Source organism: Bacillus sp. Marseille-P3661, assembly GCF_900240995.1.
GTDB lineage: Bacteria > Bacillota > Bacilli > Bacillales > Bacillaceae_J > OESV01.
In genome coordinates, this window is sequence record NZ_LT965958.1 from 249,621 (window position 1) to 261,592 (window position 11,972).

Below are 11,972 nucleotides of genomic sequence, written 5' to 3' on the forward strand. Positions count from 1 at the left end.
TATTGGGACTACTATATGACTATAGTTATTAACTATAACTTTCTTGTAAATATTTATCGGTCATACGTTATTTTTCCGTAAGAATGGGGTGTTACCATGATTAAAAAAACATGCCCGGATGAGTATCCAATTAGTTTATTTTTAAATGGTCGTAATCTAGCAACATATCAACTTACAAATCAGGATTTAGAAGATTGGGCCATTGGTTATTTATTTTCCGAGGCGGTCATCAGTTCACCTAATGACCTAAAGAGTATAGTAGTTGACGAAGGACGTAATCGGATTTACGCGGAAACAACCAGTGAGTTTGATTTTGATCGTTTTCGAGAAAAGCAAATGAATTTTACTGCAGGTTGTGGGCGCGGTGTCACATTCTTTTCAATGTCTGATGTTAAACAGTTTAAAAAGGTGAAAACAAATCGTACAGTTTCTATCTCATATTTATTAAAAAAAAGACATGAATTCGCAATGAACTCTCCGCTATATTTAGAAACAGGTGGTATGCATGGGGCATGTATCGTGGACCGTGAAGGAACCATTGTAGTTAGAGAAGACATTGGAAGACATAATGCGGTTGACAAGATAATTGGTTATGCCTTGCGTAACAATCTTAAACCAGAAGATTTAATTCTGCTTACGACTGGTCGAGTTTCCTATGAAATGCTATCTAAAGCAGCAAGATTTGGTTTTGGAATTATCGGTTCTAGAACAGCAGCCACAAGGCAAGCGATTCAGCTCGCTAACTTTTTGAGTGTTGAAGTGATTGGTTACTTAAGAGGAAAGATGGTAAATGTTTATACGAACAGCGGCCGTGTCTTAAAAGATGTAAATGAGCGAGTAGCAGGCGATATGAATTAGCTTTAAATCCTTACGTATGGGGGTATGTTAAGGTTTTAAATAGATCATTGTTCAAGAAAGGGATGAAACAATATATGGCAGAATTTACTCGTAGACAGTTTTTGAAATTGTCTGGTGCTACTGCGGCAACTTTGGCTGTTGTTGAACTTGGCTTTGATACAAAAAAAGCGAAGGCACAGTCAAAGGAATTTAAATTGGCTGAAGCCACTGCCACACCTACTATTTGTTGTTTCTGTGCAGTAGGTTGCGGAATTTTAGTTCATACAAAAAATGATAGTGTTCTTTTCACTGAAGGTGACCCGGATCATCCAATTAATGAAGGCTCACTGTGCAGTAAAGGTACAAATATTCGTCAAGTATACGAATCAGATCGTCGTGTGACAAAACCGCTTTATCGTGCACCAGGCAGTGATAAATGGGAAGAAAAGTCATGGGACTGGATGTATGAAAAAATTGCGCAGAAAGTGAAAGAAACACGTGATAAAACATTCCAAACTCATGAGAATGGGGTTCCTGTTAATCGAACAGAAGCGATAGCATGCCTAGGTGGGGCGGCATTAGATAATGAAGAAACATACTTAATTGCAAAATTGATGAGAGGGCTTGGATTAACGTATATCGAACACCAAGCACGGATATGACACAGCTCTACGGTAGCCGGTCTGGCGCCATCGTTTGGTCGTGGAGCAATGACAAATCACTGGAACGACCTTCAGCATGCAGATGCAACGCTGATTATTGGAGCAAATCCAGCCGAAAACCATCCGATTAGCATGAGATGGTTACTGAAAGCAAGAGAACGCGGTGGAAAAATCATTTCGGTTGACCCGCGTTATACTCGTTCTTCGCAGATGGCCGATATTTATGCGCAGCTGCGTTCTGGAACTGATATTGCCTTTATCGGCGGCTTGATCAATTATGCAATTGAGCATAATTTAGTTCATCGAGATTATGTTGCCAAGTATACAAATGCCGCGTTTATTTTAAATGATGAGTATGATTTTAATGATGGATTATTCTCAGGATACAATGAGGAAACTCGCAAGTATGACCAAAGTACATGGAGTTTTAAGCGTGACGAGGAAGGCAATATTTTGAAAGATGAAACACTAAACGATCCTCGCTGTGTTTACCAATTAATAAAGAAACATTATTCGCGATATGATATTGATTCAGTGTGTGCTGTTACAGGAACTCCTAAGGAATTATATGAGAAAGTAGCAGCGACTTTTTGCGCAACAGGGGCAGCAGAGAAAACGGGAACGATTATGTATGCAATGGGTACAACACAGCATACAGTGGGTACGCAAAACGTTCGCAGTTATGCAATACTACAAATGTTGTTAGGGAATATTGGACGTCCGGGCGGTGGCGTAAACGCCTTGCGCGGAGAATCAAACGTTCAAGGTTCAACAGACTTTGCTTTATTATTTGATAATCTACCAGGCTATCTGGGTGCACCATACGTGGATAAGCATCCAACCTTACAGGCTTATCATGATATTGAAACACCAAAAGGTGGCTACTGGAAAAATAAGCCCAAATTCGTGGTTAGCTTGCTTAAAGCATTTTACGGACCTAATGCTACGGCTGAAAATGAATTTGGATATCATTACCTACCTAAAATGCAAAAAGGAAAAAACTATTCACATATTTCGTTATTTGAAGCTCTTTATAATGAAGAAATTAAAGGCATGTTCTTGTTCGGACAGAACCCTGTTGTAGGTGGTCCGAATGCTAATAAAGAACAAAATTCCCTTGCCAACTTAGATTGGATGGTTGCAGTCGATTTATGGGAAACAGAAACATCTAGTTTCTGGAGTAAACAGGCAGGCTCAAACCCAGCTGATATTAAAACAGAAGTGTTCTTCCTGCCAGCTTGTGGTTCTTATGAAAAAGAAGGAACGATTACGAATAGCGGACGCTGGATGCAATACCGTTGGCAAGCGATTGAACCAAAAGGTGAATCCAAAGCTGATTTAGAAATTGTTTATGAACTAGGTAAGCGGTTAAAAGCGCTTTATAAAAATCAAAATACTGCTCTAGCTGCACCGATCAATGCTATAACATGGGAATACGGTGATGATCATGGCCATCCAGAAATAGATCTTCTTCACCGTGAAATTAATGGTTATAATACGCAAACAGGTCAACTAGTTAAAAGCTTTGCTGCATTAGCCGACGATGGTACGACTTGCAGTGGTAACTGGATATATAGTGGTTTCTATCCTGCGGAAGGTAAAAACCTGTCAAAGGCTCGTGATAACAAAGATACAGGAATGGGTAACTTCTTAAATTGGTCCTATGCTTGGCCGTTAAACCGCCGGATTATTTACAATCGTTGTTCAGCTGATTGGACTGGGAAACCATGGGCTAAAGGTAAGGAAGTAATTTGGTGGGACGAAAGTAAAAAAGAGTGGACAGGTTACGACGTTCCAGACTTTGTAAAGACAAAAGCGCCTTCAGACCCAGGAGGTACAAACGCATTTATAATGACAGGTGATGAAGTCGGTGGTATTTTTGCTGGAAGAAATGACGGGCCATTACCAGAGCATTATGAGCCATATGAAAGTCCAATTCCAAACCCATTTAATAGTCAAGACTTTAACCCCGCTATTAAAATTTGGGGAGAAAAAGAAAACAAAAAAGGAAGTAGCAAAGATTTTCCAATTGTTGCAACTACTTATCGACTAACAGAACATTGGCAATCAGGTGCAATGACACGAAACCAATCTCTGTTATCAGAACTAGTGGCGCACATGTTCGTTGAAATGAGTGAAGAGCTGGCGAAGGAAAAAGGCATTAATAATAAAGATAAGATTATTATTAACTCCGCACGTGGTGAAATAGAGGCTTATGCAATGGTGACGAAACGCTTTAAGCCATACACGATTAAAGGTCAAATTGTTCACCATGTCGGTCTTCCATGGCATTTTGGCTATAACGGAATTGTTACAGGTGGAACTGCAAACCGTTTAACAAGTCATATCGGGGATGCAAATACGATGATACCAGAATACAAAGCATTCCTATGTAATGTCAGGAGGGCTTAAAGATGTCGAAATATATTAAACTAGTAGATGTAACGAGATGTGACGGCTGTCGTGCGTGTATGGTCGCTTGTAAGAATTGGAATGATTTGCCACCGGTTCCTGAAAAATTCTCTGGGAGCTATCAGTCTCATGAAACTTTAAATGCACAAACTTGGAATTTAATCACATTTAAAGAGCATGAAGATGCAAATGGAAACTTTGAATGGTTATTTCGTCATAAATCTTGTTTCCATTGTAATGATGCTGGCTGTGAAAAAGTTTGTCCGGAAAACGCAATTAGCTACACTGAATTTGGCTCGGTTGTTGTAGACAATGATGCATGTGTAGGCTGTGGCTATTGTGTTGAAGGCTGTCCATTTGATGTGATTCAGCTTGCAGACTATATTGATGAAAAAGGTAAAGAATATCGTAAAGCACAAAAATGTACATTATGTACGGACCGTCTATATGAAGGATTAATGCCGGCGTGTGCCAATACATGTCATGCTGAAGCGATTGTATTTGGAGAAGAAGAAGAAATGTTAAAGCTTGCTCAAGAACGCTTAGACTTTGCGAAGTCTCGTTACCCGAAAGCGAATATCTATAACCCACAAGGTGTAGATGGCACACATACGGTTTATGTATTAGGTGAAGATCCGCAATTCTATGACTTACCATTAAATCCGAAGGTCCCGACTTCTGCAAAGATTTGGAAGGATTATGCACAACCGCTTGGTAAAGCCCTACTCGGTGGAACTACAATGGCTGTACTCGGTGCTATGGTAGCAAATAAATTTTTAAATCAAGGTAACAAACATGAGGGAGGGGAATCAGATGAGCAATAAGCCCCGGAAGGATAAAATGATGAAACGTTTTAGTAAACCGTTTATTATTGCCCACTGGTTAAATGCATTTGCATTCATCGCCCTTTATATTACAGCTCTACCTATGTATACAGAGTTCTTTGACTGGTTATATCCTGTTCTAGGTGGACCTGCAAATGCTCGTTTCTTACATCGTGTGTTTGCATTTGTTTTTATGGCTCCGCTAGTATTTATGATTATTGCAGATCCTAAAGCCCTATTTCACTGGATTAAATCAGCATTAACATGGCGTAAGCACGATTTCGGATTTTTTATACCGTTTGCTAAAGAATTTTTTGGGAAACACGCAAACGTTCCGAAGCAGGACTTTTACAATGCAGGGGAAAAAATCAACTCTTTATTACAGATGGTTACAGCCCTAGCATTAATTGGCTCTGGTATTGTGATGTGGAATACAGGCTGGTTCCCGCCTGCGGTCGTGGATATCGCCTATCCAATTCATTCCATTTGTGTTGGACTAGCCGCTGCTGTAGTAGTGGGTCATGCTTACATGGGTACTTTCGCTCCAGGTGGAAAAGATGCTCTTAGCGGGATGACAAAAGGCGAAGTTCCAGAAGAGTGGGCTAAGAGCCACCATGGCCGTTGGTATGACGAACAAAAGCAAAAAGCTAAGCAAAATAAAGGTGCATAATTCAAGAGATTTCATCTTTAATCCTTAAGAACTTAGCTAAAACAAAATGAGAGCTGCCCATTTTAGGCGGCTCTTCTTTACACCATTAACTGTTCGAGGTGATTAACATGTCAGTTGTAACAACAGAGTATTTTAAATTACAAAAAGAAATTATTGAAAAGCAGGACCAATGGAAGCATGAGATAGTAAATCATATAAATGCTGTACCGAATGCTTTGAAAAATGATAATCAACCATTAATAAGCCAGATTCAATTAAATGTTGATCTCGAAAAATATCGCCAATACATTTTCGAATTAATCGATCTTTTGGCTGTGATTAAATCAGAGTTTAAAAACGAATTATATATGGTGAAGGACATCATTAATCCGGATATCCTACAACAATGGGTTGACGAAGTCTTAGCATATAACGACTTCTATTTTAACAATTTTGCAGAAAAAAATGGTCTTTCTCAGTGGTTGCCATACTTTCTAGCCGAGCAAGCGGTCCGTCCGTACCTACGGGCAATTTCAACTGTTTATCAAGGTGAGTTATATGAAACAGATCCGATCGAAACATGTCCTTGCTGCGGTGAACCTATTCGTCTTGCTAGATTAGAAGGAAAAGTAGGGAAAAAAGTCGTTCATTGTCCAAGATGTTTCGCGAACTGGAGTGAAAAGCGTTCAAAATGCTCACATTGTGGCAAAGATCATAGTGAGGCTTTACATTATCTTCACATTGAGGATAACAAAAAGTTACAAATTCATATCTGTGAAGATTGTAATGGTTATGTTAAAGTAATAGATACAAGAGGCACATTCAAGCAAGAGAATCCCGCAATTCTTGATTTAAATACCATTCATTTAGATATATTAGCTCAAGAAAAAGGTTATGGGGTTTCAAAAGTTAAAACTACGATTAATTGATTAATCTATGGAATAATGGGGTGTAAATAGTGGATGCAACAGGGATTATATTAGCAGGTGGAAAATCAAGTCGTATGGGTACCAATAAGGCCTTACTCTTCATTGATGGGAAAAAAACAACTATTGAAACAATTATAGGCCACCTGCGCCCTTTTTTTTCTACTATTATACTTGTAACCAATGATCATGGAACATATGATTTTCTTGAAATGCCAATCGTAAGCGATCAATATATAGGAAAAGGACCGTTAGCTGGTATTCATAGCGGTCTTAAACATAGTACAAGCTTGTATAATTTCTTTGTTGCTTGTGATATGCCCTTTGTCTCAGGTGAATTAGCACAATACCTCGTTCGGTTATGTATGGAAAATGACTACGATGCAATTGTGCCAAGTATAAACGGGAAATTACACCCGTTATTCTCCGTGTTTAAACAGACAGCACTTCCCGTTGTGGAAAAATGCTTACTGGAGGAACGGTTAAGAATAAGAGATTTATTAGACGATTTGACTGTCCGATATATTAATGAAACAGAAATAAAGGAGCACATTATTGGAGATATTGAGAAAATATTTTATAATATGAACTATCCTTTAGATTATGAAAGTGTAAAAAGAGAACTAAATATGTGAAATTAGTTGGGGTTAATCGGGCATTCCAATCGTCTTGTAAAAATAGGGGGAGGAAGTTGAATCAATGCAATTTTTTAAAGTAAAAACTGTTGAAGAGACATTAAATTTAATACATCATCACGTCCACCCGATTGGTATAGTAGAACATCAATTGATTTCAGATGCGTTTGATAGAATTCTAGCAGAGGATGTCATTGCAGCAGAGAATGTTCCAAATTTTCGTAGATCAACCGTAGATGGTTATGCTGTGAAAGCAGCAGATACATATGGCTCATCTGAATCAATGCCAGGATACTTAAATGTTGTTAGTGAAATTAAAATGGGGGAAGAAGTTACAACAAAATTAATGCCGGGTGAAGCAATTCAAATTCCGACTGGTGGAATGTTGCCGGATCATGCAGACAGTGTAATCATGATTGAACATTGTGAAGATATTAGTGGGTTATTAAATACATATAAATCCGTTGCACCAGGAGAAAATGTTGTTGGTATTGGTGAGGATATTACCGAAGGCTCCAAATTACTTACAAAGGGTACTCATTTAAGGCCACAGGAGATTGGTGCTCTAGGTTCCTTGGGAATAGAATCGGTAAATGTGTATAAGAAAATAAAGGTTGGTTATTTATCTTCTGGAGACGAAATTATTCCTTATGAAACAAAAAATCCGCAAATTGGTCAGGTACGTGATATAAATGGACTAACAATTGGCGGCATGGTTAAAGAGTGGGGGTATGATTTTGTTTATGGAGGAATTGTACCTGATGATTTTGAAACTTTTAAGAATCGGGCATTAGAATTATCTCAGCAGGTTGATTGTTTAATTTTATCTGGGGGAAGTAGTGTTGGTGCGAAGGATTATACTACTGAAGTTATACAATCATTAGGTGATCCTGGTGTTTATGTACATGGAATTTCAATTAAACCTGGTAAACCAACAATACTTTCTCAAGCAGCTGCTAAGCCGATTATTGGCCTTCCTGGACACCCAGCCTCCGCTATGATTATTTTTAAGCTATTTGGACAAGTAATTCTAGAGCGCTTAAGTGGTGAAGTATCGAATGAAGTGCCGACAAGAATGACTGCAAAAATTAAAAAAAATATTCCATCATCACCAGGTCGTTCCGATTATATTCGTGTTAAATTAGTGAAAGATAACAATGAATGGTGGGCAGAACCTATATTGGGGAAATCAGGATTATTAAAAACTCTTGTGCAGAGTGATGGCATCGTTGAAATTCCTTCTAAAAATGAAGGGGTAACGATTGGTGAATCTGTACAGGTAATTTTATTACGTTAAGGGGGTGAAGATAGTGAACAATATGCAAGACAATAGATATAATAGAAAAATATATTTAGAAGATAAACCAAAAGCCCAAGCATTGGATGAATTGCTAGCTGCATTCATGTTTGACAGAGTTATTGAACAGATTCCGACTACAGAGGCACTCGGTCGAATCACAGCAGTTCCTATTTATGCCACACTATCTCAGCCACATTATCATGCGTCTGCAATGGATGGAATAGCCGTCTGTGCTGAACATACTTACAGTGCCCATGAACAAAATCCTATACAGCTTACAATTAGTGATTGCCAGTTTATATATGTAGATACAGGAAATCCTCTTCCATCACCATTTGATGCAGTAATTATGATTGAAAACATTCAAGTAATTGATGAAGATACGATTGAAATCATAGAACCTGCAACACCTTGGCAACATATTCGTCCAATTGGTGAGGACGTTGTTACTGGTGAAATGATCGTTCCACAGGGACATAAATTACGAGCTGTTGATTTAGGTGCCTTATTAGGTGGTGGAGTATTACATGTCCCTGTCGTAAAGAAACCGACCGTAACTATAATTCCAACTGGTAACGAGATCGTTAGTCCAAGTCTTGACGTCAAACCAGGGGAAATTATTGAAACAAACGGTACGGTGTTTGCAGGTTATGTGACTGAATGGGGTGCGCTCCCTGTAAAACATCCAATAGTCAAAGACAAACCGGAACTTATACGTGAAGCTTTATTAGTAGCATGTGATCAATCTGATATTGTGATTATTAACGCAGGCTCATCGGCAGGGTCTAAGGATTACACGGTACATATAATTGGTGAACTCGGTGAAGTTTTATCACATGGAGTAGCAACTCGACCGGGTAAACCGGTTGTATTGGGGAAAATCAACGGAACGGTTGTAATTGGATTACCAGGTTATCCTGTTTCTGCGTATCTTTCCATGGAATGGTTTGTTCGGCCATTAATTTGCCAATATCTTGGGATAAACGAACCAAAAAGAGATACATTAAATGTTAAATTAGGTCGTCGTATTGTTTCTAATATGGGTTCCGAGGATTTTGTACGCATGAACATTGGCTTTGTGAACGGTGAATATATTGCTAATCCACTTACTCGGGCTGCTGGCGTATCGATGTCGATGGTACGAGCAGATGGTATTCTTACTGTTCCAGCAGATAGCTTAGGACTTGAACAAGGCGAAATTGTAAATATAGAACTTTACAAGCCTTTAGAATCTATCAAGAAGTCCATTTTATTTAGTGGTAGTCATGATTTAACCATCGATATTCTTTCATCATTAATTAGAGAAGAGGATATCAATCGACAAATCATTTCATCTCATACAGGAAGTATGGCTGGTATAATGGCGATAAAAAAAGGGGAGGCCCATATCGTCGGTATACACCTATTAGATCCAGATACAGGTGAATACAACCTTCCATTTATTCGTAAGTATATAGATGGTCAACAGCTTGTACTTCTTCGATTCTTAAAAAGAGAACAAGGCTGGATTGTTCCTAAAGGAAATCCTTATAATGTCCAATCCATTGAAGATTTAAAAACGAAAGAGCTGCATTTTATTAACCGTCAAAAAGGTGCTGGAACCCGCATGCTATTTGATCATCTTCTACGAAAAGCTAATATGGCTCCAAATGAAGTAATTGGATACCAGAGAGAAATGTTCTCGCATTTAAGTATAGCCGCAGAGGTTAAACAGCATGATAAAAATGTAGGCCTGGGAATCTATTCTGCAGCGAAAGCGATGGGGGTTGATTTTATCCCATTAGCTGATGAATCCTATGATCTATTAATGACAAAGGCCTTTTTTGAAAGTGAAGGTGGTAAGTTGTTAGTAGATGTCCTTCATTCTGAACAATTTTCATTAACTGTTGAAGGGCTGGGTGGCTATAAAGTTGATAAAAATGTTGAACCTATCTATCTTTAATATATGTGTGAAATAATCATGAACATTACAGGATTTCTAACAAAATAATAAACAAACTGATTATAATAGGAAGTGTATACATCGTAACTAATTATCCCGCATTGGGATTAGGAGGATTATCAACATGCTGACTAATATCGGTATTCCAGGATTAGTACTTATTTTATTACTTGCATTAATTATTTTTGGTCCTAAGAAATTACCTGAACTAGGTAAAGCAACAGGACAAACTATTCGTGAATTCAAAAAATCTACTAAAGAATTAACTGGTGATGTAATAGAAGAATTCGACGATATTAAAAAAGAAGTAACAGATTTGAAAAAATAGCTATATGTATAGGAGCTGATAACGATGTTATCTAATATTGGTGTTCCAGGTTTAATTTTAATTTTAGTCATTGCTCTTATTGTTTTTGGTCCTTCAAAGCTACCTGAAATTGGACGAGCAGTCGGTGGTTCCCTTAAAGAATTTAAAAAAGCAACTAGAGAAATAGTGAAAGATGATGAACCAGAAAAGATTGAAGTGAAGAACAAGGAAAAAGAGACTGTATAAATAATCGATGTATGAAAAACATAAGAAGATGTAGGATATAAAATCATCTTACATCTTCTTCTTTCGTTTAAGTTTTTGTACATATTTATATATACTTAAGGTAAAGCCGGAAGATCTCTTTTCTTAGAAGTATTAGTTAGATATATGTATTTTTACTATAAGAATGGACCTATTCTAGTAAACCTCTCATTGGATTGGGGGAAGAAAATTTGACACAACAAGATAACAGCATGAATCTCGTCGATCATTTGGATGAGCTTCGAAATAGAATTATTGTTACAGCAGTAGCATTTATCGTGTTCTTTATTGCAGCGTTTATTTTTGTACAGGATATATATAACTTTTTTGTTCGTAACTTAGAAATTAAATTATCTGTATTAAGTCCAACGGAAATTGTCTGGGTGTATTTTCAATTAGCTGGTGTAGTAGCAATTGCGTTCACAATACCCATATTAGCTTGGCAGCTTTGGTTATTTATTAAACCAGCTTTAAAGCCGTTCGAGCGGAAGGTCACATTATCATATATACCAGCCTTGTTTATATTATTTATTGCGGGACTGTGCTTTGGTTACTTTTTTATATTTCCTATTGTTTTTGACTTTTTACTATCGTTATCTGCTGACAACTTTCAAACGATGTTTACAACAGAGAAATATTTTCAGTTCTTATTAAAAATCACATTACCATTTGCCGTATTATTTGAATTACCTGTCGTGGTAATGTTTTTAACTAGCTTAGGTATTATTGATCCTCAAAAGCTATCGAAAATCAGAAAGTATGCGTATTTTGTATTAGTTATTATATCTGCAGTTGTAACACCGCCAGATTTTTTAACGCAAACACTAGTGATGATTCCGATGTTTATCTTATATGAGGCAAGTATTTCGATGTCGAGAATCATATACCGTAAAAAACTGAAAAAAGAAAAGAAACTTGCAGAAGAATATGGTTTAACAAATATAAACGATGATACGACAGATGAAACGAACGTAAAATAGACTTTATTAAGCTGTTCACTAAGTGGACAGCTTTAGTTTAATTAAGCATATTTGGGTATTCTTTTAATAGTTTCATAAGAAAAATTATATCGATATAATTTTTTCTGTAATTGGAAGAAAATTGGTATTGAGAACATTGCCGTAAGATGTTTTAATAGTATTTGTAAGGCAGTCACATCAACTTTGAAGTCGAGCTTTTGAAAAACAGCTTTATTTCAAAGTTTTTTTTATGGC

The 11,972-nt window shown here is 37.4% G+C and carries 11 protein-coding genes; all 11 read left to right on the forward strand.

Annotated elements, in window-relative coordinates:
- Positions 1-96 precede the first annotated feature (96 nt).
- The gene (gene fdhD / locus C1724_RS23790) at positions 97-858 is read left to right on the forward strand and encodes a formate dehydrogenase accessory sulfurtransferase FdhD (protein ID WP_102349304.1); all 762 of its coding nucleotides are present in this window, start codon (positions 97-99) and stop codon (positions 856-858) included.
- A gap of 74 nt (positions 859-932) precedes the next feature.
- Positions 933-3,911 (forward strand): formate dehydrogenase-N subunit alpha, encoded by a 2,979-nt coding sequence (fdnG, locus tag C1724_RS23800; RefSeq protein ID WP_142386592.1) that lies wholly within the window; start codon positions 933-935, stop codon positions 3,909-3,911.
- A 2-nt stretch (positions 3,912-3,913) separates the two neighbouring features.
- Complete coding sequence (locus tag C1724_RS23805) at positions 3,914-4,735, forward strand: 4Fe-4S dicluster domain-containing protein (RefSeq protein WP_102349311.1); 822 nt, start codon at positions 3,914-3,916, stop codon at positions 4,733-4,735.
- A complete protein-coding gene (locus tag C1724_RS23810; RefSeq protein ID WP_102349313.1) occupies positions 4,725-5,405 on the forward strand; it encodes a formate dehydrogenase subunit gamma in 681 nt (226 codons plus the stop codon). Before C1724_RS23805 ends, C1724_RS23810 begins: the two co-directional genes overlap by 11 nt.
- 107 nt (positions 5,406-5,512) lie before the next feature.
- Positions 5,513-6,313 carry a formate dehydrogenase accessory protein FdhE gene (locus tag C1724_RS23815; RefSeq protein WP_102349315.1) on the forward strand — a complete coding sequence of 267 codons (801 nt, stop codon included), beginning with the start codon at positions 5,513-5,515 and terminating at the stop codon, positions 6,311-6,313.
- Between the two features lie 29 nt (positions 6,314-6,342).
- A complete protein-coding gene (mobA, locus tag C1724_RS23820; protein ID WP_102349317.1) occupies positions 6,343-6,945 on the forward strand; it encodes a molybdenum cofactor guanylyltransferase in 603 nt (200 codons plus the stop codon).
- 64 nt (positions 6,946-7,009) lie between these two features.
- Positions 7,010-8,242, forward strand: a complete 1,233-nt coding sequence (locus C1724_RS23825) for a molybdopterin molybdotransferase MoeA (RefSeq protein ID WP_102349319.1) — start codon at positions 7,010-7,012, stop codon at positions 8,240-8,242.
- Positions 8,243-8,264: 22 nt separating this feature from the next.
- The gene (locus C1724_RS23830) at positions 8,265-10,187 is read left to right on the forward strand and encodes a molybdopterin biosynthesis protein (protein ID WP_102349345.1); all 1,923 of its coding nucleotides are present in this window, start codon (positions 8,265-8,267) and stop codon (positions 10,185-10,187) included.
- Positions 10,188-10,311: 124 nt separating this feature from the next.
- Positions 10,312-10,515 (forward strand): twin-arginine translocase TatA/TatE family subunit, encoded by a 204-nt coding sequence (tatA, locus tag C1724_RS23835; RefSeq protein WP_102349321.1) that lies wholly within the window; start codon positions 10,312-10,314, stop codon positions 10,513-10,515.
- Positions 10,516-10,539: 24 nt separating this feature from the next.
- Entirely contained in the window at positions 10,540-10,740 is a 201-nt protein-coding gene (tatA, locus tag C1724_RS23840; protein WP_102349323.1) for a twin-arginine translocase TatA/TatE family subunit, read from the forward strand.
- 230 nt (positions 10,741-10,970) lie between these two features.
- On the forward strand, positions 10,971-11,738 hold the full coding sequence (gene tatC, locus C1724_RS23845) for a twin-arginine translocase subunit TatC (RefSeq protein WP_102349347.1): 768 nt from the start codon (positions 10,971-10,973) through the stop codon (positions 11,736-11,738).
- The last annotated feature ends 234 nt before the right edge of the window (positions 11,739-11,972 follow it).

Bases quoted from the DNA above. Each gene is read 5' to 3' on its own strand.
- C1724_RS23815 (WP_102349315.1), top strand. From the start codon at position 5,513: ATGTCAGTTGTAACAACAGAGTATTTTAAATTACAAAAAGAAATTATT.
- C1724_RS23810 (WP_102349313.1), top strand. From the start codon at position 4,725: ATGAGCAATAAGCCCCGGAAGGATAAAATGATGAAACGTTTTAGTAAA.
- C1724_RS23805 (WP_102349311.1), top strand. From the start codon at position 3,914: ATGTCGAAATATATTAAACTAGTAGATGTAACGAGATGTGACGGCTGT.
- C1724_RS23830 (WP_102349345.1), top strand. From the start codon at position 8,265: ATGCAAGACAATAGATATAATAGAAAAATATATTTAGAAGATAAACCA.
- fdhD (WP_102349304.1), top strand. From the start codon at position 97: ATGATTAAAAAAACATGCCCGGATGAGTATCCAATTAGTTTATTTTTA.
- tatA (WP_102349323.1), top strand. From the start codon at position 10,540: ATGTTATCTAATATTGGTGTTCCAGGTTTAATTTTAATTTTAGTCATT.
- tatC (WP_102349347.1), top strand. From the start codon at position 10,971: ATGAATCTCGTCGATCATTTGGATGAGCTTCGAAATAGAATTATTGTT.
- C1724_RS23825 (WP_102349319.1), top strand. From the start codon at position 7,010: ATGCAATTTTTTAAAGTAAAAACTGTTGAAGAGACATTAAATTTAATA.
- tatA (WP_102349321.1), top strand. From the start codon at position 10,312: ATGCTGACTAATATCGGTATTCCAGGATTAGTACTTATTTTATTACTT.